Annotated in this window: 20 protein-coding genes; 10 read left to right on the forward strand and 10 right to left on the reverse strand. The window is 53.1% G+C overall.

All coding sequences use genetic code 11. From position 1 onward, the window contains the following. The first annotated feature begins 111 nt into the window (after positions 1 to 111). From LKE08_RS27200 to LKE08_RS27225, 6 genes are all read left to right on the forward strand, one after another. Entirely contained in the window at positions 112 to 558 is a 447-nt protein-coding gene (locus LKE08_RS27200) for an SRPBCC family protein (RefSeq protein ID WP_324707434.1), read from the forward strand. Positions 559 to 947: 389 nt separating this feature from the next. Further along, positions 948 to 1,319 carry a hypothetical protein gene (locus tag LKE08_RS27205; RefSeq protein WP_324707435.1) on the forward strand — a complete coding sequence of 124 codons (372 nt, stop codon included), beginning with the start codon at positions 948 to 950 and terminating at the stop codon, positions 1,317 to 1,319. 19 nt (positions 1,320 to 1,338) lie between these two features. Further along, positions 1,339 to 3,345, forward strand: coding sequence for a hypothetical protein (locus tag LKE08_RS27210; RefSeq protein WP_324707436.1), 2,007 nt, complete (start codon positions 1,339 to 1,341; stop codon positions 3,343 to 3,345). Continuing rightward, positions 3,345 to 4,094 (forward strand): OmpA family protein, encoded by a 750-nt coding sequence (locus LKE08_RS27215; RefSeq protein ID WP_324707437.1) that lies wholly within the window; start codon positions 3,345 to 3,347, stop codon positions 4,092 to 4,094. Before LKE08_RS27210 ends, LKE08_RS27215 begins: the two co-directional genes overlap by 1 nt. 436 nt (positions 4,095 to 4,530) lie before the next feature. After that, on the forward strand, positions 4,531 to 6,006 hold the full coding sequence (locus tag LKE08_RS27220) for an EH signature domain-containing protein (protein ID WP_324707438.1): 1,476 nt from the start codon (positions 4,531 to 4,533) through the stop codon (positions 6,004 to 6,006). Between the two features lie 35 nt (positions 6,007 to 6,041). After that, complete coding sequence (locus LKE08_RS27225; RefSeq protein ID WP_324707439.1) at positions 6,042 to 6,605, forward strand: Uma2 family endonuclease; 564 nt, start codon at positions 6,042 to 6,044, stop codon at positions 6,603 to 6,605. A gap of 14 nt (positions 6,606 to 6,619) precedes the next feature. On the opposite strand, the gene LKE08_RS27230 is transcribed toward LKE08_RS27225, so the two are convergent. Then, positions 6,620 to 6,853, reverse strand: a complete 234-nt coding sequence (locus tag LKE08_RS27230) for a hypothetical protein (protein WP_324707440.1) — start codon at positions 6,851 to 6,853, stop codon at positions 6,620 to 6,622. Here LKE08_RS27230 and LKE08_RS27235 point away from each other — a divergent pair. Beyond that, complete coding sequence (locus LKE08_RS27235; RefSeq protein ID WP_324707441.1) at positions 6,852 to 7,004, forward strand: hypothetical protein; 153 nt, start codon at positions 6,852 to 6,854, stop codon at positions 7,002 to 7,004. The two genes, LKE08_RS27230 and LKE08_RS27235, sit on opposite strands and share 2 nt — an antisense overlap. Positions 7,005 to 7,048: 44 nt before the next feature. On the opposite strand, the gene LKE08_RS27240 is transcribed toward LKE08_RS27235, so the two are convergent. From LKE08_RS27240 to LKE08_RS27250, 3 genes are all read right to left on the reverse strand, one after another. After that, complete coding sequence (locus tag LKE08_RS27240) at positions 7,049 to 7,324, reverse strand: MoaD/ThiS family protein (protein WP_324707442.1); 276 nt, start codon at positions 7,322 to 7,324, stop codon at positions 7,049 to 7,051. 102 nt (positions 7,325 to 7,426) lie between these two features. Next, a complete protein-coding gene (gene thrC / locus LKE08_RS27245; RefSeq protein ID WP_324707443.1) occupies positions 7,427 to 8,737 on the reverse strand; it encodes a threonine synthase in 1,311 nt (436 codons plus the stop codon). Between the two features lie 200 nt (positions 8,738 to 8,937). After that, a complete protein-coding gene (locus tag LKE08_RS27250; RefSeq protein WP_324707444.1) occupies positions 8,938 to 9,219 on the reverse strand; it encodes a YiaA/YiaB family inner membrane protein in 282 nt (93 codons plus the stop codon). 319 nt (positions 9,220 to 9,538) lie between these two features. On the opposite strand from LKE08_RS27250, the gene LKE08_RS27255 reads away from it, so the two are divergent. Next, positions 9,539 to 11,014 (forward strand): leucyl aminopeptidase, encoded by a 1,476-nt coding sequence (locus LKE08_RS27255; protein WP_324707445.1) that lies wholly within the window; start codon positions 9,539 to 9,541, stop codon positions 11,012 to 11,014. A gap of 329 nt (positions 11,015 to 11,343) precedes the next feature. Further along, on the forward strand, positions 11,344 to 14,004 hold the full coding sequence (locus LKE08_RS27260) for a PAS domain-containing protein (RefSeq protein WP_324707446.1): 2,661 nt from the start codon (positions 11,344 to 11,346) through the stop codon (positions 14,002 to 14,004). A 175-nt stretch (positions 14,005 to 14,179) separates the two neighbouring features. Here LKE08_RS27260 and LKE08_RS27265 read toward each other — a convergent pair whose 3' ends face one another. From LKE08_RS27265 to LKE08_RS27280, 4 genes are all read right to left on the reverse strand, one after another. Next, complete coding sequence (locus LKE08_RS27265) at positions 14,180 to 14,890, reverse strand: lysophospholipid acyltransferase family protein (RefSeq protein WP_375341471.1); 711 nt, start codon at positions 14,888 to 14,890, stop codon at positions 14,180 to 14,182. Positions 14,891 to 14,995: 105 nt separating this feature from the next. Then, positions 14,996 to 15,463: a tRNA adenosine(34) deaminase TadA gene (gene tadA, locus LKE08_RS27270; RefSeq protein WP_324707448.1), complete on the reverse strand. Its 468-nt coding sequence runs from the start codon at positions 15,461 to 15,463 to the stop codon at positions 14,996 to 14,998. Positions 15,464 to 15,751: 288 nt separating this feature from the next. Then, on the reverse strand, positions 15,752 to 17,719 hold the full coding sequence (gene acs / locus LKE08_RS27275) for an acetate--CoA ligase (RefSeq protein ID WP_324707449.1): 1,968 nt from the start codon (positions 17,717 to 17,719) through the stop codon (positions 15,752 to 15,754). A gap of 131 nt (positions 17,720 to 17,850) precedes the next feature. Then, positions 17,851 to 18,564 (reverse strand): hypothetical protein, encoded by a 714-nt coding sequence (locus LKE08_RS27280; RefSeq protein ID WP_324707450.1) that lies wholly within the window; start codon positions 18,562 to 18,564, stop codon positions 17,851 to 17,853. Positions 18,565 to 18,908: 344 nt separating this feature from the next. Between LKE08_RS27280 and LKE08_RS27285 the strand changes: the two genes are divergently transcribed. Continuing rightward, positions 18,909 to 19,829 carry a hypothetical protein gene (locus tag LKE08_RS27285; RefSeq protein ID WP_324707451.1) on the forward strand — a complete coding sequence of 307 codons (921 nt, stop codon included), beginning with the start codon at positions 18,909 to 18,911 and terminating at the stop codon, positions 19,827 to 19,829. A gap of 11 nt (positions 19,830 to 19,840) precedes the next feature. Here the strand turns inward: LKE08_RS27285 and LKE08_RS27290 are convergent, their stop codons facing one another. After that, the gene (locus LKE08_RS27290) at positions 19,841 to 20,332 is read right to left on the reverse strand and encodes a YajQ family cyclic di-GMP-binding protein (protein WP_324707452.1); all 492 of its coding nucleotides are present in this window, start codon (positions 20,330 to 20,332) and stop codon (positions 19,841 to 19,843) included. A 143-nt stretch (positions 20,333 to 20,475) separates the two neighbouring features. Continuing rightward, entirely contained in the window at positions 20,476 to 20,979 is a 504-nt protein-coding gene (locus LKE08_RS27295) for a DNA recombination-mediator protein A (RefSeq protein ID WP_324707453.1), read from the reverse strand. Between the last annotated feature and the right edge of the window lie 304 nt (positions 20,980 to 21,283).

Consider the following 21,283-nt stretch of genomic DNA (forward strand, 5'->3'; position numbering starts at 1 on the left):
TGCCCCTAAAATCAGAAGGCAGGCACAGAGGCCTGCCCCTACAATTGAAGAAGGCAGGCACAGAGGCCTGCCCCTACGGAAAACGTCCCTCCCACACCCCACACCCTAATCATGACTGACTGGCTAGAACACAGCGTACAAATCGAAGTAAGCGTCCCCATCGATGTGGCGTGGGATTTGTGGTCGGATTTGGAACAAATGCCGCGCTGGATGAAATGGATCGAATCGGTTCATGTTTTGGAAGAAAATCCCGAACTGTCTCGGTGGAAGTTGGCGAGTAGCAATTTCGAGTTCAGTTGGCTATCTCGAATTCTCAAGGAAATTCCCCACCAAATTATCCAGTGGGAATCGGTGGACGGACTGCCCAACCGGGGCGCGATCCGCTTCTACGATCGCCACGACAGCAGCATCGTCCGGCTGTCCGTCGCCTACGCCATCCCCGGCATTTTGGGTAAGATTATGGATGGTTTATTCCTGGGACGGGTGGTTGAATCTACCATTCAAAAAGACTTGGAACGGTTCCGGGATTACGCCTTGGAATATTACGGCCAATCGTAACTGTCATCATATCGCCGCATTTCTAGATTTTTCGTTGCCTCGCCCGAACTGCGATCGGGCGGGTATCAACTTGTGCAGAAATCTCAGTAATTCTACGGAGATCGAAGGAAATTTAACGAAGGGAAAGTTCAGTAATTTCACTGTTGATCCGCCGGGAAAGCCTTCATACACTAATTGTATAGAGTTATTGCTCTGGCAATCAATGTTAGCCATCACCACCCTTCTCAACCCGCTTTGCCCCGTCCGGTTCCTGCGACAGCGTTTGACGCTCTTTTCCAACCCCATCTCAGGAATTTCGGGAGGATATCGCCCCAATGTGAATATTGGGAAGCAGTAGCGATCGCCGTTGGGTGCGATCGCGCATCTGAACCATTAGAATTTTACCACAAATGTCAGAAGTTTTCGACCCGGCGATCGAACAGATCGTTGAGGAAATTTTCGCCATCAATCGCGCCTGGAAAGCTGCCCGAAAGCTATTTAATCCCAGTGCCAATCTTGCCCTTTCCTTCCGAGACATGAAAACCCAAATGCAGGTTCGTCTCCTCCGCAATTTTGCACCCGATCGCGTCTATTTGAAAATCGATGATTCGGCGGATGACGACGATCCCGAACTGCAAGAAGCAGCAGAAAATCAAGAACCGCTGTATGGGTTAATTCTGGAACCTTCCATTGGTAAATATTGGAATGCAGCCCACCTTCCGGTTCGGAGAGCACAAGCGTTTTTGACGGCTGAAGAATTGCAGAAATTTACACAAGTTTGAAAATCAGGAGTTCCATTTCATGTTTGACAGTTTTTACAGTTTGTCTGATTTCAACAGTTTGAGCGAAGATGTGATTGCCTTGTGTTCGGGATGGAGTGCAATTATATTAGTTGTTACATTCTGTCTTATTATTTGGGACTGGCGCGTATCTTTCTACAAATACAAGTCAAAATTTAAAGTTGTAGAACGTTCGATCAACCACCTTTCCAAAGTTTCGGGTCAACCACAAGCAATCTCCCCTCAATCAGGAGATATTCAATCTTGGTGTGGAAAACATTTAGATGGAAAATGGGACAACAACGTATTTTATCCCAAAATTGATAATGGAAAGTTAATTTTATTGTCTTACCCGAGTGTTCTGAACTCACCCGTTCCGCGATCGCCCGTTTCTTTTGCACCCACTCTTCTAACTGCATTGGGAATCTTAGGAACCTTTTGGGGGATTCAGTCTGGATTGCGAGATATTGGCTTAAATAGCATTGACAATCCGGAGATACTGATCGATAGCAGTACCCAATTGCTTGCGGGTATGAAACTCGCCTTCTCAACTTCTCTTGTCGGCTTGGGTTCTGCCGCTTTAATGATGCTAATTCTTGCTTTCAGGTCAGAAAAGGGACAGGCTTATCGAAATAAGCTGCGTAAAAAATTAGATGAAATTGCTGTTTTCCATACACCCAGTCATATTTTATCTCGAATGGACGTACAATCCAATCGAGGACAATCAAATCACTTGACTGCCGAGGCAATTGGAAAAGCAGTTGGCGATGCAATTTCCAAAACTTTAAATTCAGAAAATAGCCTGATTGTTCAAAAACTCACTACAATTCAGCAACGACAAGACGAACAGCTACAACAATTGAATGCTAATGCGATCGCCCACCGAAAGCAAGTACAAGACTTAGTGGCACCTTTAGCTGGTGCGATCGCTGTAGCGAACCGATCGCAATTACAAGACTTGGTGACACCTTTAGCTGGTGCGATCGCCGAAGCTAACCGAGAGCAATTTAAACCCTTGTTAACCCCCTTGGCGGATGAGGTGCGATCGCTGAAAGAATTACAGGAACAGCAAGGCAACACCGTTGAAAACTTAGTTAATCAGTTGCGAACAGAATTGATTGAACCCCTGGTTGAGCGATTGGATGAAAGTGCAAAATTGACGCAAGAGGTATCTAAAAACGTCCAAACACTCAGTCAGTCTCTAGATGGCATCACCGAAAGTTTGTCCGATTCCATCGGAACAATTCAAGATTTCCAAAAAACTACCATGTCGGAATTGCAGGAATTTGCCCAATCTATGAAAGCAACTCTGACTCAATTCCAAACCGATACCAGAGGCGTTTTGGAAACAGTAGCAGTTGAAATCAATAAAGTCGTCGATAAAAGTATTGAAGGCTTAGACAAACAGCGACAAGTGTTTAAAGATAATGCCGATGAAGTGGCTAATAAGTTTCAAAGTATTCATCGGATTATCGAAGACACGAAAGAATTGACTCAAGAGGAACTCAGGATTTTCCGCAATGAGTATCAAACCCAACTGGAAGATTTCTTGACGGCACAAAAAGGTGAACTGGAGGGAATCATCCAGAAAATGGGTGGAGTGTTAGTTGAAGCTGGCGAATCATGGAAAGAAATCTTTAATGAGATTACCAATAAAATTGGCTCTAGTATGAGTCAAATTAACGGGACTGTCAGTGCAACTAGCAATCTCGTCAGTGCCGTGGGAATAGGTGATACTGAGCGTATGGCTCAATATAAAGAACTGATGCGAGATATCGGGCAAAACGCCAGTCAGGTTTCTCGGAGTTACCAAACGGCTGCCAATCAGTTTGAACAGGCTTTAGGGCAGTTTGCAGGATATCTACAGCAGGCGAATGAATCCTACTGTAACAACATCACAAAATTTGATGAGTCATCTAACCGGATATTTAACGGAATAGATCAAACGTCCGTTGAATTATTGAATGTTGCCAATTATTTAGTCGCCGCCGCTAAAGATGTTAAAACGGGTAATGGGAGGAATGGATGATGAGCGAACTCGGTGAATTAGAACAAGACTTTGAACTGCAAGAGGAGCAAGATGCGGGAACTTGGCTTTCAATCAGTGACTTGATGTCCGGTTTGCTGATGTTTTTTGCCCTGCTGTTTATCGTCACTCAAGCTCAGTTTTATCTGGCGACTGAAAGAGCCAGAAAACTGGAAATCGAATTGCAAGCCTACAAAAAGGCGATCGATGAATTGCCGATCCGAATTTTGAATGCACTGGAAGACAAAATGGGTAGCGGTGCGGGTGTCGTGGAAGTTGTTCCCGAAACTGGGGACGTGAGAATTGGCGATCGCATTCTTTTTGATGAAGGAAGTGCCGAACTCAAACCCGCCGGAAAAAATTTTCTGAAGCAATTTATTCCCGCCTACAGCCAGGTGATTTTTTCCGATGCCTTGTTTGAACGAGAGGTGACGCGAATTATCATTGAAGGGCGAACCAGTTCCAAAGGGACTGACATCGAAAATATGGATCTAAGTTTGCAGCGTGCTCTATCGGTTGTCGATTATATCTTATCTGATGAGTTGCAATTTTCGGAAAAACAAAAGTTGATCGCCAAAATTTTGCCGGCTGGCAGGGGTGAAATTGACGCGAATCAAAACAGCGACGATCCCAAAGATAGAAAAGTTTTGTTCCGCTTCCAGTTCCGTCGCCAAGACTTCGATCAAGTTATGGAACAATTACCGAAGACTGAATTGATCGACTATGTTGAGTTGCCTAAATCCGACGGATGATCCCCCTAAATCCCCCTTAAAAAGGGGGACTTGGACTTCCCGATTTTGCTCCCCCTAAATCCCCCTTGAAAAGATGCTCCCCCTAAATCCGACGGATGATCCCCCTAAATCCCCCTTAAAAAGGGGGACTTTGAAAAATATCCCTCTTCCCCCCTTCTACTTGAATCTCCCTGGATCTCCCTCTGCCTGCCATTTTTCGGGGGAAAATGAAACAGCCCTGCCCCTTTCAAGGTTTGTCATCTTGTCCCCCCCTTTCAAGGTTTGTTATCTTGTCCCCCCCTTTTCAAGGGGGGCTAGGGGGGATCGAATCACGAACTCAATTGGTCATCTTGTCCCCCCCTTTTCAAGGGGGGCTAGGGGGGATCGAATACCGCCCCTACCACCGATAATCAATAACTAAGAACACACCCTACAAACTACAATTGACCGAACAACAATGATTAATATTCCCAAACTCCAACTTTCTCCAGTGCCGGAAGCTAATAAGTTAGAAAAACTTGCCAATTTGATTGGATCAAAACAACCCAGATCGTCATTGATTCCGGAAAACTTTAGATTGCCGAAAAATCGTCGCCTTCGCCCTGTCGATGAAATTTTTAACGATATTGAATCGGGCAAGTTTCAAAATATTATTGATATCGAATGGATTGTGTGTCTGCATGAAAAAGAAAAATGGGATCAAAACAATCCTCGTCGTGAGCGATTTACGGCTCGAAATATTTGGCGAGCATCTCAAAATCTGCCTTGGCTCAAATTGCGATTGTTCTGGGGGACTGCCCTTTATTGGAGCCATCAACAAAATGGAGTTTCTCGTTCAATTGCAGAAAATATTTCTGCATTCACCCCGCAAGACTATCAGGATGAATTAACTCGTGATATTTTGATTATATTGTGCAATCCTCAACCGGAAAAAGAAATTGCCAAGCTGAGTTATAAACGCAATCTTTCCCCACGACAGCTATTTCAAGCTGTCGATTTACCTCAAGAAATTGATGTGAGTAAAAATGCTCTCAATTTTATTGCAGACTTATTTTTAAATAATGATAATGACAATACAGATGTATTATTAGCCTGTCTACATGAAATGTCTCAACAACAGGAACTCGAAACGGTTGAAAAATTACTCTTGGGAATGCCATCATCACGGAGCAAAAATTTTTCTCAATTAGCGGATTGGATAAAAGGTCGCTATAGTCCCCGGATTCCCAAGAGTCGCTGGCACAAACTATCGGGTAAGGCAAAAGAAAATTTGCGAAAATGGATTGGGATGGCTAACTATGAAGATTTTTCCCAGTTAGTCGATCGCGTCCTAGAACAGATGGATTTACACCCCACAGAATCGAATCGGCTGCGATCGCGTTGCACTTTCTGGTCAAATTATAGCGATCGCTTTGAACGCATCCGAATTTTGCTCCCCCAATCTACAATTAATCGGCTCGGCAGTTATTTGAACGATCGCGATTATCTCAAGTTAGAAGATGATGGCAGTCAGGAGACAGAGGTTTGTATTTTTGATTTTGAAAAGTGGTTTGTGATTGAATTCTTTCGGGGGAAGGGAAGTGAAACAAGAATTGTAGCTAACAATCATAATCTTGATGATCAGCTATTTGAGTCAAAAACTTTATCAGTCAAACGACTCCGATACTGGGCAGACTGTGAACGTCACGATCATGTATACTGTTGGCAGAGCTCTTGTGAACCGTGGTTGCGTCATCGGGGGATTTTACCCAACGAAGGATTAACAAATTTTAAGATCAACGATAAAAGAATTGAACCTTATAACCCTAACATCGGTCTTCCTGCTCCCGAGGATGAACAACTCTACGATCGTGATCAACAACTTCAACAGTGGGAACAAACGATCGCCCAACTCGAACAGGAAGCCAAGGTATACTGTCTCAATAACCCTTAATACTAAAATAAAACAGAAGAGACAGGTCAAAGATAATGGTACAAACCCAAACGCGATCGCTCACCCTAGCCGAATTTCTGGAATTGCCTGAAACCAAACCCGCCAGCGAATATGTCAACGGAAAAATCATTCAGAAACCCATGCCCCAAGGAGAACACAGCACATTACAGGGAGATCTCGTCACCAGTTTGAATGGGACGTTGAAGCCTCCGAAAGTCGCCCGGGCTTATCCCGAGTTACGCTGCACGTTCGGGGGGCGATCGCTCGTTCCGGATGTCTCCGTTTTTCGATGGGAACGCATCCCCCGCAGGGCTGATGGCAGAGTCGAAAATTATTTTAACCTTTCGCCGGATTGGGCGATCGAAATTCTCTCGCCTAACCAACGTCAAACCAAAGTGATTCGCAATATTCTCCACTGTCTCGATAACGGGACTGAAATGGGTTGGCTTTTAGATGCGGAGGAATCCTGCATTTTTGTCTACGGTGCAGATCGTTCCGTGCGAGTCTTTGAAACCCCGGAGGAAACTTTACCCGTCCCGGAATTTGCCCAAGCCGTTCAACTCACCCTCGGAGAAATATTTGATTGGTTAAAAGGATAAACTTATTTCTAACTTCAACCTAACCCATTCCACGCCTGGGCGATCAGATCACTCAACCAAAGCCGCTGTTCCAAATTGAGTACGTGATCGTCCGCGAGGACTTCCGTCGTCAATTCCTCCAAAGATTGGTGTTGCGATCGCGCAATTTTGACCACACCCGCGATCGCCGCAGCGACGAGTTCTTCACTCACCGGCTGCTGGCGGAGTTCGATCATTTCCTGAAGTGTGGAGGGGATAGAATAATTCATGGATGTGAGGGTTAAAAAATACGACCGGGCGAATAGTTCAGCAGAGTTGGAGGGGATTGAGAAACGCATCTCCCCCGAGTCTGCCACCAGATTAACCAATTATTATAAAGCGATCGCCTCCCCTTTGAAAGCGATCGCAAAAACTTTATAACTCCGTCGTAGGACAGGCATCTTGCCTGTCAATACCAAAAAGGATTAGCCCCCAGCCACAGCCGGAACAATACTGACTTCATCCCCATCATTGAGTTCGGTATTGGTTCCGTCCAAAAAGCGGATATCTTCGCTGTTGACGTAGAAGTTCAAAAACCGGCGGGGTTGTCCCTGGTCGTCGCACAGACTCTTTTTAATCCCGGGACAGTTCGCTTCCAGGGAATCGATCAACTCCATGATGTTGCTTCCCTGACATTCCAGGGTCGCCTGGTTGTTGGTGAACTTCTGTAGCGGGGTGGGAATTAAAACGGTAACAGCCATTGTTCGTTGATTGCAATCGTGAAACGGGTTTTCGTTGAAATAGAGGAGGCCGGAACCTCCCCCAAGGAATTAGATTTTACCCCTTCAAGGAAAGGATGGGAATTAGACCAAAACTTGCTGCCACTCCAAACGATCCAGCGTCCGGGCCCGTTCGATCGCCACTTCAAAGCTGTCCAGTTTCGGATCGATGGTCAGGGGTTCGCCGATGTAGCCGTGAACCGCCTCTTGGGTTTTGAGGCCATTTCCGGTGATGTAAACCACAGTGGTTTCATCGGGGTCGATTTTACCCGCTTCCACCAGTTTTTTGAGGACGGCGATCGTCGTCCCGCCGGCGGTTTCGGTGAAGATACCCTCGGTTTCCGCCAGCAGCTTGATCCCTTCGATCACTTCCGCATCATTCACGGATTCCACATGGCCGCCGGTTTTCTTTGCCAATTCCACCGCGTAAACCCCATCCGCCGGGTTGCCGATCGCGATCGACTTGGCGATGGTGTTGGGTTTGACGGGGGTGATGAAATCCCGATCTTCCTTGAATGCGGTGGCGACGGGGGAACAGCCTTCCGCCTGGGCGCCGCTGAAGCGGACGGGTTTATCGTCCACCAAACCGACTTTCACGAATTCTTGGAAACCCTTGTGAATCTTCGTGTACAGGGAACCGGAGGCGATGGGGGCGACGACGTGATCGGGCAGTTGCCAACCCAACTGTTCGGCGACTTCAAATCCGAGGGTTTTCGACCCTTCCGAATAGTAGGGACGCAGGTTGATATTCACAAAACCCCAGCCGTGGGTGTTCGCCACTTCCGAACAGAGGCGGTTCACCTGGTCGTAATTGCCCCGGACGGCCATCAGGATGGGGTTGTAAATCAGGGTGCCCAATACCTTTCCGGCTTCGAGATCGGCGGGGATGAATACGCAGCAGTCGAGTCCGGCTTTAGCTGCGATCGCGGCGGTGGAGTTGGCCAAATTTCCGGTACTCGCACAGGAAACAGTCGAGAATCCCAATTCTCTAGCGCGACTGAGGGCGACCGATACCACTCTATCCTTGAAGCTGAGAGTGGGCATATTCACCGCGTCGTTTTTGATATAGAGGTTTTTCAGACCCAGGCGGCGGGCTAACCGTTCCGACTTCACCAGCGGTGTCATCCCCGTGCCCACGTCGATGACATCATCGGTGGCGACGGGGAGGAAGTTGCGGTAACGCCAGATGGATTTCGGGCCCGCGGCGATACTTTGGCGAGTCACCAGCTTGCGGAGGTTGTCGTAGTTGTACTGAACTTCCAGCGGACCGAAGCAGACTTCGCAGACGTGTTTGGCTTCGAGGGGGTATTCTTCGCCGCACTCCTTGCACTTGAGCTTGTCGAAGGTGGCTCCGGTGGCGGGGGTGACGGTGGGGTTGTGGATTGCCTGGGTCATGACACTTACCTCTGCTTGCTCGGGTTCTGGTTTCACTGTTTGCAAAAGCCTATCACGGCTGTCAAACCTTCGTCAACCATACCCGATTCTTTTGGTCGGGATTAATCTAAACGCCCACTATAAAAGGAGTCCGGCGATTTTTTGTCGTCCCGGACTCCCCCAATGGTCAGAAATTGCCGAAAATTTTTTCAACCGCAAATTCACTCAAAGACGTTGTGTTCGGCCAGCAGCTTTTCCAATTTCGCTTCATCCACCCGGGACAGTAGCTTCTGGCTTTCGTGGTTGTCTCGGATGGTTTTGGCGAGGGTAAAGGACGACCCGACTGAGAACGTCAGGCCCATGCCCATGAACCCTTTGACCCAGGGATCGACGGGCAGATAAAAAATGCCGATCGCCGTCGCGGACGTGGCCAGTATAAAAGAGGCCCAGACTTGGAAAATCCATGCCGCCGTGTCTTTTTGGGCGCCGAGTTTGCTGTTCATCAATTTTGCCCCCACAATTGTTCCTTCCGAAAACTGCTGCTTCTCATCCTAGGAAACGCAAACGATTTGACGGCAAAGGACGTGACAGTTGGCAAACCTGCATTGCGATCGCCCCCCGAACTCAAAATTCGGATAATTCCCCAAAATTGCCACAATTTGTGAATTTAAGCGATTACTCTTCTCCGTCGCCCCCGACCCAATCCCCGGCCCGACGGAAGAGAGTCGGCCAACTGACCCGAATACCGACTCCCTAATACTGACTCCCGCAACCCCACCCCTTCGGTATAGTTATTGATAATGTAGACGTTGAGAATAAGGCATGGAATTTAGAGCGACAGACACATCTCGCCTGGACTGGTCTGGAGATGTATTGGCGATCGGTCTGTTTGAGAACGAAGTCGATCTCGGCGGAGATCTGGGGCAACTCGACGAGAAATTGGGCGGAACCCTGAAGGAATTGATCGAGGAAAGTGATTTTCAGGGCAAAGTTGACAGCAGCGCCGCCACCCGCGTGGGCGGGAATAGCCCCATCCGCAAGGTGGTGTTGGTGGGGTTGGGTGCGCCGGACGCCCTGACGTTAGAGATCCTCCGCCGGGGGGCAGCCGCATCCGGACAGTCCGCGAAAACCTTGAAGGGAAAGGTTTTGGGCGTCAGCTTCCCGGTTTGTGAGAGTCCCGAAGCGACGGCCGGGGCGATCGCGGAGGGATTAGAATTGGCCCTGTACCAGGACAACCGCTTCAAGTCGGAAACCAACGATAAGGAAATTAAAGTGGAGACGGTGGAGTTGCTGGGGTTGCCCGGTACGGAAACTGCGATCGCCCAGGCCCAACAGATCTGTTCCGGCGTGTTCCTGGCCCGGGAATTGGTCGCCGCCCCCGCCAATGAAGTCACCCCCCTGACGATGGCGACGATGGCGGAAACCCTGGCCGGGGAATACGGGTTGGAGTTGGAGATTTTGGAACGGGAAGATTGCGAGAAATTGGGGATGGGGGCCTTTTTGGGCGTCGCCCAGGCCTCGGATTTGCCGCCCAAATTTATTCACCTGACCTACAAACCCCAGGGGACGCCCTCCCGGAAATTGGCGATCGTGGGCAAGGGTTTGACCTTCGATTCTGGGGGGTTGAACCTCAAACCCAGCGGCAGCGGCATCGAGATGATGAAGATGGACATGGGGGGCGCGGCGGCCACCTTCGGGGCGGCTAAGGCGATCGGGCAGTTAAAGCCGGACGCGGAGGTGCATTTTATCAGCGCCGTGACGGAGAATATGATCAGCGGTCGGGCGATGCACCCGGGGGATTTCCTGCGGGCCTCCAACGGCAAAACCATCGAAGTGAATAATACTGATGCTGAAGGCCGTTTGACCCTGGCGGACGCCCTGGTGTTTGCCGATCGCCTCGGGGTGGACGCGATCGTGGATTTGGCGACCCTGACGGGGGCCTGCGTCGTCGCCTTGGGAGATGATATCGCCGGGTTGTGGAGTCCCGACGACAACCTGGCGCAGCAGTTGGAGACGGCAGCTTTGGCCGCGGGCGAGAAGTTTTGGCGGATGCCCATCGAGGAGAAATATTTCGAGGGGCTCAAAGCCATCCACGCCGACATGAAGAATACCGGACCCCGGGCGGGCGGGTCGATCACGGCGACCTTATTTTTGAAGCAGTTCGTCAAGGATACCGCCTGGGCGCACATGGATATCGCCGGCCCGGTGTGGACGGATAAAGATAAGGGTTACAACACGGCCGGCGCCACGGGATTCGGGGTGAGAACCCTGGTGAACTGGGTGTTGGGCAATTCTTAACTTTCGCCCGCCGCAGCCTTTCTCCCGTCCGATTTTGAGGCGATCGGGCGGGGGAATGGCGATCGCCCCGGCCGCGGTTCGGGGCGCAGAAATCCGACTCGGGAAATATGGGGCGCTTATCAAAAAAATACAAATCTATAAAGTTTGAAACAAATTTACATAAATTGATAGAGCATAATAAACATCATATTCCCCATTCATGTTCCGATCAACGTTCGGGGACGAGACAGATTGACAATTCAGGGTGCGCTACAGATTCTTCGCGTCGGACACACCATTCTATTGAGACGAGTTCAAAATAGAATGAAAACAAAAACTTCATCACACCAATGTTACATTTTTTCAAATCTGTTTTGAAAACCCTGTCAATTTTAGAACCCCAGACGGCATTCTGCGAGAACGATGTGGGATCGAATGCGGCCGGATGTTGGCTGCACTGGGATTCGAGTGCGGTCGTCGCCCTGCTCTGTTATTCGGCCGCGATCGCCTGGATTTACTGGCTTGCCAGCCGCGACGACCGCGATCGGCGGCCGGTGCGGGCCGGTTTTCTCCCGCGTCGGTTTCCACTTCTGAAAAAATTGACCGCCAATCAAGAGATCGGCGGCACGACCATCGGCCCTCCCCTGCTTCTCAGCTTCGGTTTGCTGGCCGGCGCCACCCGGCATTTGACGCACCTCGGGCTCTCCTGGCATTCCCTCCCCGGGTTGACCGTCGCGGCCAGCCTCCTGCTGGGGTTGTGGCGCCGGTTCTTCGAGACCTCTCCAACGGCCCCGTCGTCTCCGGAATCGGGTTCCCAACCCGCGCCGCCCCGAACGACCGCCGCCCGGGACAATCGGTTATCCAACAAGGGCGAGGGCCACTTCAATTCCCCCGAACAAGGGCGATCGCTGACCCAATTTTGCATCGACAAAGCCGCCGACGCCATTTTTTGGATCGGCGATCGCGGACAAATTCTCTACGTCAACGACGCCGCCTGTCGGATGTTGGGCTACGCCCCCGCCGAATTGCTAACCCTGACCATCCACGACATCAACCCCGACTTTCCCCAATCCTCCTGGGACCTGCACTGGAAAATTCTGCGCCGCTGCGGTTCCCTCAAAATTGAAGCCCGCCACCGCACCAAACACAGCCGCCTCATCCCCGTGGAGATGACAGTCAACCACCTCAACTTCCGGGGCCAGGAATATCAGTGCGTATTCGTGCGCGACATCAGCGATCGCAAACAGGTGGAGCGGACCTTGCGGGAGCGGCAGGGGGAATTTCGCACCCTCGTCTCCAGTATCCCGGGGGCGGTGTACCGCTGCAACCCGGACGGCGATCGCACCATGACGTTTCTGAGTCCCGGCATCGAGTCCATCGCCGGCTACGGCCCCAACGATCTGATCCGGAACCGCGCCCGCACCTTTGCCAGCCTCATCCACCCCGACGACCGCCAAGCCGTCGGCCGGGCGATCGAAAAGGCCATCGAGACTCGGGAACCCTACATCTTGGAATATCGGTTGATCCGGGCCGACGGGGCCCTGCGGTGGGTCTACGAAAAGGGCCAGGGCATCTTCGACGACGACGGCCGGGTTCTGTGGCTGGCCGGGGCGATTTTCGACATCACCAACCGCAAAGAAGCCTCCGAAGCCCTGCGGTTGAGCGAGGAGCGGCTGCAACTGGCCCTGTCGGGAACCGGTCAGGGCCTCTGGGACTGGAATTTGGCCACCGACGAAGTGTATTTCAGCCCCCAGTGGGGGAAAATGCTCGGGTACGAAGCCGACGAGATCAAACCCCACGCCCGATCCTGGTTCAAACTCGTCCACCCCGACGACCGCCGCCAAGTGATGGGCGTCCTCAAACAACACTTCGCCACCCACCTGCCATTTTGCGAGGTCGAACATCGGATGCGGGCTAAAAATGGCGCCTGGAAGTGGATACTCAACCACGGCCGGATCGTGGCCCGCGCCCCCGACGGCACGCCGCTGCGGATGACCGGAACCGTCAAGGATATCAGCGATCGCAAGCGGGCTGAAGAGGCCCTGCGGGCGTCTTCAGCCCGGGAGCGGGCTCGGGCACGACAACTCGAACAAACCCTCAAACAACTCCGGCAGGCCCAGGCCCAACTCATCCAAACCGAAAAACTCTCCAGCCTCGGCCAGATGGTGGCGGGGATCGCCCACGAAATCAATAATCCCGTTACCTTTATCTACGGCAATATCAGCTACGCCGGACAATATATCCAAGACTTATTGAAGCTGATCGAATTGTATCAAGAATATTACCCCGATCCGGCACCGCCGATCAACAGCCACATCGAGGAAATTGAACTGGATTTTATCGTGGACGACCTGCCCAAAATTTTATCCTCGATGGAGGTGGGGGCGAATCGGATTCGGCAAATTGTCGTCTCCCTGCGGAACTTTGCCCGACTCGACGAAGCCGAGATGAAACCCGTTGACATTCACGAGGGCATCGAAAGTGCGCTGTTGATCCTGCAACATCGCCTCAAAGGGCGGGTCGCCACCACCGAACAGCCGGAATTTCCAGAAATTCAGGTGATCCGAGAATATGCCGACCTGCCGAAAATTGAGTGTTACGCCGGCCAACTTAATCAGGTGTTTATGAGTATTTTGAATAATGCGATCGACGCTATCTTAGAAATTGAAAATCTCCGGGGTTTGGAGGGATTGAATCCCGCCATCCGAATTCACACGGAATTGCTCAATTCGGACTGGGTGTCGATCCGCATTTCCGACAACGGTCTGGGCATGAGCGAAGAGGTGAGACGGCGGCTATTCGAGCCCTTTTTTACCACCAAACCGGTGGGGAAAGGGACGGGCTTGGGACTGGCGATCAGTTACCAAATTGTCGCCAAGCACGGCGGCCGGTTGACCTGCCATTCCACGCCGGAAATCGGGTCGGAATTCGCGATCGAAATTCCCCGCAAAGCTACCCGCTTGGAGGTGGTTTCCCAGTCGCCTTCTATCCCCCACGGGGAAGTGAGTTGATGGGTAACGCCAACAGGTATAGCAACGAGCCCTGGCGTGGTAACACGCCGGGAATGATCAATCTCCCGACTCCCGACGACCGACTCCCTTTTATAGGTTTTGTAACTATACGAGCGCGCACTGCTATATAGCGCTTCGCGCAGGTAATAGGGAATAGGGTAATATAGCGCGATCGCTATTCGCCGTCGAGTTCGACCAGACGCCGGCCGAGGTCGCCCATCAAGTTCTGGGCCGCCTGTTTCGGTGAGCCTTGGGCGTACTGGCTCACTTCCAGGGGGACACCGATTTTGACTTCGACTTTCGTCCGCCACCGGGGCACGATCGGATCGTAGTGTAGAGACATCGGCACGACTTTCACGCCCAAATTCCGATCGTGGGATTCGGCTTGCAGCGCCAAACGGGCCAGCCCGGGTTTGAGCTCGTGGACTTGGCGATCGCGGAAAATGTTCCCCTCCGGAAAAATCACCAACATTTCCCCCCGGCGGAGCAGATCGACACCGTGGCGGACCGTGGCGATCGCCGGATGTTTCTGATTGACGGCAAATCCGCCCATTTTGCGGATCAACCACCCCTGCGGCCCCCGCATCTCGTCCGCCGTCACCATGAATCGCGAATGCCGTCCGGTGACGTAGGGCCCGGCCGCATAAGGGACGATAAACGCATCCCACCGCGATCGGTGGGTGGGCGCCAAAATCACCGGCCCGCTTCTGGGAAGGTTTTCCCTACCTTTCACTTCGATTTTTCTGAAATAGAACGGCAGCAAACCCCAGCGACTCAGGGGATAAACGATCGCACTCAGCCAAGGAGAAACGCCGGAGTCGGCGGGGGTTTGTCGGACACAAGCGGATGCGGCGGGCAACGGTTTGATCGACTCGAGCGTCATCATCACAATCAGGGGGTGTTTCATAGATTTCCTGAGTCTAAGGTAAATTTTGTCACCTCTCCTGTCCCCCCACCCCGGGACACTTCTCGGATTGTCTTGGCGATCGCATCATCGGCGGTGTCGGGAAAACCAAGCCTGCAACTGCCGGCGGCACTCCCCCTCCAGAATGCCACCCAACACCTGCGGGCGGTGAAAGGAAACCGCGCTCTCGGGAAGGTTCAAAACCGTGCGGACTGTACCGGTCTTGGGATCGTCCGCGCCGTACACCAACAAACCGATCCGCCCTTGGACGATCGCCCCGGCGCACATCGGACACGGTTCCAGGGTGACGTACAACGTGCAGGCCTCGAGGTGCCAATCCCCCAACTTCCGGCCCGCGAACCGCAGCGCCAGGATTTCCGCGTGGGCCGTCGGGTCGCGATCGCGCTCCCGCCGATTTTCCGCCTCGGCAATTAACTCTCCCTCCCCCCCGACGATCACCGCACCCACCGGGACTTCCCCCGCCTCCCCCGCCACCCGCGCCAGTTCCAGCGCCCGACGCATCCACTGCCGATGGGTTGTATAATTTCTTTTCATTAAAAAAAATTATCGCGATCGAAAAAATTTTTTTGATTTTCGGGTCGGGCTGGACTTTTGGGAAGTTTTGGGCTATACTATGAGACAATGGGAGTGGTGACAAAAATTTTATTTTCGCAACCACTCCCATTATGAAAATTGATTTCTTCAATTTTAACCCGAGTTGCCCGCCCCCGTCAACCCCCGATCGCGGCAAAATTTCGCCAAAAAAAAGCAAAAATTGGCCCAATTCGGACGAAAAGAAGGGGCGGGCGACCCCGCAGGAGTCGCCCGGGGCGGGGAAACCGACTAGGCGCCGCCGCGCAGTTTATCCAGGACGCTGCGATCTTGGAGGGTGGAGGTATCGCCCGAAATCTCCTGTCCGGAGGCGAGCGATCGCAGCAGGCGGCGCATGATCTTGCCGGAGCGAGTTTTCGGCAGATCGTCCGTAAACCGGATCTCTCCCGGGCGGGCCAGGGCGCCGATTTCGTTGACGACGTGCTGCTTCAACTCCTTCTCCAGAGCTTCATCCGGTTCGCGATCGCCCTCCAGACTCACGAAGGCCACGATTTCCTCGCCCTTCACCTCATCGGGGCGGCCCACCACCGCCGCCTCAGCCACCGCCTCATGGGACACCAGAGCCGACTCCACCTCCATCGTCCCCAGCCGGTGGCCGGAGACATTGATCACGTCATCGACCCGGCCCATCACCCAGAAATAGCCGTCCTCGTCCTTGTGGGCGCCGTCTCCGGCGAAATAGACGTGACCGCCATCCTTGGGTCGCAGGTACTCCCAATAAGTCCGCCGGAAGCGATCGGGGTCGCCGTACACCGTCCGCATCATCCCCGGCCAGGGGTGGCGCACCACCAGATATCCCCCCGCATTATTCGTGACGGGTTCCCCCTCCGTATCCACCACATCCGCCAGGATGCCAGGGAAGGGCAGCGTCGCCGAACCGGGCTTCGTCGGCGTGGCGCCGGGAAGGGGCGTGACCATGAAACCGCCAGTTTCCGTCTGCCACCAGGTATCGACGATCGGGCATTTTTCGCCCCCGATGACGCGGTGATACCAGATCCACGCCTCCGGGTTGATCGGTTCGCCCACCGTCCCCAAAATCCGCAGCGAGGACAAATTCCGGGCTTTGGGGTGGCGTTCGCCCATCTTCATCAGGGCGCGGATGGCGGTGGGGGCGGTGTAGAAAATCGTCACCCCGTACTTTTCCACCACGTCCCACAGACAGCCCGGGTTGGACGCCCGGGGCGCGCCCTCGTACATCAGCGTCGTGGCGCCATTCGACAGCGGGCCGTAGACGATGTAGCTGTGGCCGGTGATCCAACCCACGTCCGCCGTGCACCAGTAAACGTCCGTATCCTGGAGGTCGAAGGCCCACTGGTTGGTGACGTGGGTGTAGAGGTTGTAGCCGCCGGTGGTGTGGACGACCCCCTTGGGCTTGCCGGTGGTGCCACTGGTGTAGAGGATGAACAGCATATCCTCACTGTCCATTTCCTCAGCCGGACAGTGTCCGGAAGCGTTCTGCTGCAGGTCGTGCCACCAGTGGTCCCGGCCCGGTTCCATGTTGATTTTTTGTTCGGTGCGCTGTACGACCAACACGTTATCGACGCTCGGGGCACCAGCTTGCAGGGCCCGGTCCACCTGATCTTTGAGGGGGACGATCGCTTCTTTGCGCCAGCCGCCGTCAGCGGTGATCACCAGTTTCGCCTCGGCATCTTCCAGGCGATCTTTGAGGGCTTCGGCGCTAAATCCGCCAAAAATAACGGTATGGGGCGCACCGATGCGGGCGCAGGCCAACATCGCGATCGCCGCCTCCGGGATCATGGGCATATAAATCCCGACCCGATCGCCTTTTTTCACCCCCAACTGCTTGATCACGTTCGCCATCTGGCACACTTCCCGGTGCAGTTGGGCGTAAGTCAACGTCCGAGAATCCCCCGGTTCCCCCTCCCAAATCAGGGCGGCTTTATTTTTGCGCCAGGTGGTCAGGTGGCGGTCGAGGCAGTTATAGGAAATGTTGATTTTGCCGCCGACGAACCACTGGGCGAAGGGCGGTTGCCAGTCGAGCACCCGGTCCCATTTCTTGAACCAGTGCAGTTCTTTTTCCGCCAGTTCCGCCCAAAATCCTTCCGGATCGGCTTTGGCTTTTTCGTAGAGTTCCCGGTACTCGTCCATGCTCTTGATGCGAGCCTGTTTGGAAAAGTCTTCGGGGGGATGGAATAAACGTTTTTCGTGGAGAATGGATTCAATCGTGGGTTGTGACATCGTAAATAATCGAAACTGCGCTCAAGGTGTAAAAACCATTATGGCGACCGATCGCCCCCCAAAATCTTTACATTATTTGAAGCTGGCGATCGGGGTTGAAAATCGGGGGTTCTTCCCCGTCGATGCCGGCGTCAAATGAAGCTTCCCGCCAGATCGGCGGGAGTGGAGTTGGCGACAAATGCCAGGACTTCCCCGGTGGCCTCCACGACGACCGAGGTGCCGGTGACGATATTATCCCCGTCGGGATCGACATCGACCCCCGCAAACGCCTGAATCGCCGGACGGATAATTTCGGGCGTGAGGGGAATCCCTTGCAATTCCGGGGGCAGGTTGATGTCGAGTTCCTGTGCGAGCGCCCCGAGTTGGGCGAGTAGAGCCTCGTCCACGGGAACCGCAAAGGGGGTCGGCGACAGGTCGGCCTCCGTCAGTCCGTCGGGCAGTTCGATGCGATCGCCCTGAGTCGCGGGTCGATAGTCCACCAGCACGTCCCCGACGGCGGGATCGTCGGGATTGACTTGCAAGACAAAAATATCCGCACCGTCTCCCCCCAGCAGGATGTCGGCTCCCAGACCCCCCGCCAACAGGTCGTCGCCGCCGTCGCCGCTGAGGAAATCGATCCCCGCTTCTCCCGCCAGGGTATCGTTGCCCTGACCCCCATAAACCCGGTCGTTCCCGCCCCCGGCGATCAAATTGTCGTCGTCGGCGTTGCCGTTGATTCGTTCGTTATCGTCGCTGCCGATAACGTTATCATCTCCTTCTAAAGCCAGCAAAAAATCCGACGGCCCGAGCAGACCCGGCGTCATGACGAAATTATCCGGATCGGCGGTGAGCAAGAAATCAGCCATTTTTGTCTCCTCGTCGTTTCGCTAATACTTCCGATGGAATTGAATTGTCAAAATCTGCGACTGTTGGCAGTTTGGCGATCGCGCCCAAACCTTGAGAAATACGATGGGAGCGATCGTCCCCCCTTGAATTTGGCAAAATATCTGGCGCTTGTCAATTGTTTGACGAGGATTCGGGTTGATTTCAAAAGATTTTTAATCTTAGCGTTTTCTTAACCAAAATGATGCCGGGATCGGTGCGATTCGCAAGCCATTCTCCCCACCTCCGACTGGGGAAGCCGCGACGATGCCGCCCCCCCATTTGAGATTGACGTACAATTTAGAGGACGTTCCAAATCACCTCGCAAATGTTTCAAAAGATTTGGCAATGGCTGAAAAATTTCTTCGCCGGACTGTTCGGACGTCCCTCGGAAGGCGAACCGAGTCCCGAGGAGCCGAACGCGGAATCTCGTCGCGCACCCGCCCCCCTCAGCGATGCCGGATACGAAACCTTCCTGATGCAGTTGCTCGACGGGGTAGCCGGCGGATGGGGGCGATCGCAACTATTGGAAGCCCTGGGAAATCGCGATCGCGACCGGTATTTTACCAGTTGGCTACAGCGGTTCGGGCGCAAATCCATCGAGTCCCCCCTCCCTCAACAGGAGTTGGCGCGACGCATGGCGAAACTCGGGGAAATAGAAAGCGGTGAAATCGGCGCGATCGCCCGCGAGATCGGCCAAAACCTGCAACAAAAAGAATCGCGATCGCTCACGGAAGCCCAGCGGGAAGAATTGTTTCAATACCTGCTCAATCAAGTCAATTTGGGGTGGGATTCCCGGCGAATTCGACAATTTTTTGACGAACTCGGAGAACAGGGAAATCCCCAACTGTGGGTGGGATGGCTGCAGGGGTACGGCGAACAACTCCGAAGCGCCCCAAACCCGAACTACCAATTGGCGCCGGCTTTAGAAATGTTTGCAAAACAGACCAATTCTTTGGATGCGCTGCGGGAATTGGGGGCGATCGCCGCCACCCTGGCCACCGATCTCTCGGCTCGGGAAGAGCGGCAGGCGATTTGGGAATACGACGGGCCCGACATTCCGCCCCCGATGCCCGAAACCCCCGGCGGTGAAAAGGTCGTGACCGTTTCCCTGGAAGAATTGCTGCGCCAGTTGCGACAAAACCCCGCCCTCGTCCGCCAACTCGCCGAGCAGTTGGGGTTAGAGGCCACCGACGACCCGGAGGCGATCGTCCGGGCCCTGGAAAAACAGTTTTCTCAACCGTCCTGATTCAACGTCGATTATCGATAGTTGGTGAATTGCAGCGCCACGGGAAAATCTTCCTGCTTCAGGCGCCCGATCACCTCCTGCAAATCGTCTTTGGATTTGCTCGAAACCCGCACCGCGTCCCCTTGGATGGAAGCCTGCACTTTTTTGAAGTCATCTTTGATCAGCTTGGTAATTTGTTTGGCAATTTCTTTGCTGATCCCTTTTTGTAGGGTGATTTCCTGGCGCACCCGGTTGCCACTGGCGGATTCCACCTTTCCATAGTCAAATATTTTCAGGGAAAGATTCCGTTTCGCCGCCTTCGTTTGCAGGATGGTCTGGACGGCATCCAAAGTAAACTCGCTATCGGTATTGACGACGATCGCATCATCTCCGAGGTCGAGACTGGTGTTGGTATCTTTCAAATCGTAGCGACCGCTGATTTCCCGCTTCGCCTGGTCGATCGCGTTGACCAATTCTTGGCGATCGAAATCGCTGACAATATCGAAAGAAGATGTTGAAGCCATAAATCTTCGTTACTGTGATGACGTCTATTTCAATTCAGTGTTCGGAGTTCGGTCTTAAATATGATAGCGGAATTCCGGAGCGCCACTGCCAAGGGGTGCGTCCTCGGAACTCTCGCCCACGGGTCGGGGAGAAAGCGATCGCCTCAATCCAAATAGAACAGCGTGACCACCTTCCGCTGGTTCTCCGCTTCCTCGCAGGTTTTCAGCAAGGTGTCGCTGTCGTGAAATGCAAAACAGATCAACTGCTGACACCGGGAAATGATCTCCTGGTTGCACAGCGAACTGGCTTCGGCCAAAGAAAGGATATCTCCTTTGGGATTTTCCACCAGATGGATCACTTGTTCGAGTTGAAGCTTGGACTCCCGTGGCTGGCGATCCAGGCTTTGGGGCAGGATCACCGTCAGCAGGTTCGGGTCGGCCCGCATCGCACCCCGGATTGCCGCCGAGTTCGTCCCCGTCGCCCCGGAGGTGATCATGTGATTGCCCCCCAATACCAGGGCGTAACTCATCATTTCGATCAAGTTCTGGTGCGTGAGGGGGATGTGACGGGAACCGAGCAGGGCGATCCGCTTGGAGCCAGTTTGTTGGATGGCCGCAAGTTCTTCTAAAAATTCATCTACTCTGGGCAGATCGATAGATTGACTCAAGGATACTCTATTAATTTACCGAAACAACCCTGAAGATTGTAGCAAATCCGGGAACAATTTTTGATGGCAATTTTTGTGGGAGGGCGCATCCGTGGGACTTCCCGAGTCGATTCCAAGCCAAGCCTCTTCCCCGGACTCACCGACTTCCGATCCCCCCAAATCCCCCTTCAAAAGGACTTTGAGTTCGATCCCCCCAAATCCCCCTTCAAAAGGGGGACTTTGAATTCGATCCCCCTAAATCCCCCTTCAAAAGGGGGACTTTGAGTGAGATCCCCCTAAATCCCCCTTCAAAAGGGGGACTTTG

The organism is Lyngbya sp. CCY1209, assembly GCF_035615495.1.
Lineage (GTDB): Bacteria > Cyanobacteriota > Cyanobacteriia > Cyanobacteriales > Microcoleaceae > Limnospira.

Excerpts from the sequence above, each read along its gene's own strand:
- LKE08_RS27255 (WP_324707445.1), top strand. The coding sequence starts at position 9,539 with ATGGAATTTAGAGCGACAGACACATCTCGCCTGGACTGGTCTGGAGAT.
- tadA (WP_324707448.1), bottom strand. The coding sequence starts at position 15,463 with ATGAAAAGAAATTATACAACCCATCGGCAGTGGATGCGTCGGGCGCTG.
- LKE08_RS27200 (WP_324707434.1), top strand. The coding sequence starts at position 112 with ATGACTGACTGGCTAGAACACAGCGTACAAATCGAAGTAAGCGTCCCC.
- LKE08_RS27290 (WP_324707452.1), bottom strand. The coding sequence starts at position 20,332 with ATGGCTTCAACATCTTCTTTCGATATTGTCAGCGATTTCGATCGCCAA.
- LKE08_RS27220 (WP_324707438.1), top strand. The coding sequence starts at position 4,531 with ATGATTAATATTCCCAAACTCCAACTTTCTCCAGTGCCGGAAGCTAAT.
- thrC (WP_324707443.1), bottom strand. The coding sequence starts at position 8,737 with ATGACCCAGGCAATCCACAACCCCACCGTCACCCCCGCCACCGGAGCC.
- LKE08_RS27210 (WP_324707436.1), top strand. The coding sequence starts at position 1,339 with ATGTTTGACAGTTTTTACAGTTTGTCTGATTTCAACAGTTTGAGCGAA.
- LKE08_RS27280 (WP_324707450.1), bottom strand. The coding sequence starts at position 18,564 with ATGGCTGATTTCTTGCTCACCGCCGATCCGGATAATTTCGTCATGACG.
- LKE08_RS27225 (WP_324707439.1), top strand. The coding sequence starts at position 6,042 with ATGGTACAAACCCAAACGCGATCGCTCACCCTAGCCGAATTTCTGGAA.
- LKE08_RS27265 (WP_375341471.1), bottom strand. The coding sequence starts at position 14,890 with ATGATGACGCTCGAGTCGATCAAACCGTTGCCCGCCGCATCCGCTTGT.
- LKE08_RS27250 (WP_324707444.1), bottom strand. The coding sequence starts at position 9,219 with ATGAACAGCAAACTCGGCGCCCAAAAAGACACGGCGGCATGGATTTTC.
- LKE08_RS27240 (WP_324707442.1), bottom strand. The coding sequence starts at position 7,324 with ATGGCTGTTACCGTTTTAATTCCCACCCCGCTACAGAAGTTCACCAAC.
- LKE08_RS27230 (WP_324707440.1), bottom strand. The coding sequence starts at position 6,853 with ATGAATTATTCTATCCCCTCCACACTTCAGGAAATGATCGAACTCCGC.
- acs (WP_324707449.1), bottom strand. The coding sequence starts at position 17,719 with ATGTCACAACCCACGATTGAATCCATTCTCCACGAAAAACGTTTATTC.
- LKE08_RS27205 (WP_324707435.1), top strand. The coding sequence starts at position 948 with ATGTCAGAAGTTTTCGACCCGGCGATCGAACAGATCGTTGAGGAAATT.
- LKE08_RS27285 (WP_324707451.1), top strand. The coding sequence starts at position 18,909 with ATGTTTCAAAAGATTTGGCAATGGCTGAAAAATTTCTTCGCCGGACTG.
- LKE08_RS27215 (WP_324707437.1), top strand. The coding sequence starts at position 3,345 with ATGAGCGAACTCGGTGAATTAGAACAAGACTTTGAACTGCAAGAGGAG.
- LKE08_RS27260 (WP_324707446.1), top strand. The coding sequence starts at position 11,344 with ATGTTACATTTTTTCAAATCTGTTTTGAAAACCCTGTCAATTTTAGAA.
- LKE08_RS27235 (WP_324707441.1), top strand. The coding sequence starts at position 6,852 with ATGGATGTGAGGGTTAAAAAATACGACCGGGCGAATAGTTCAGCAGAG.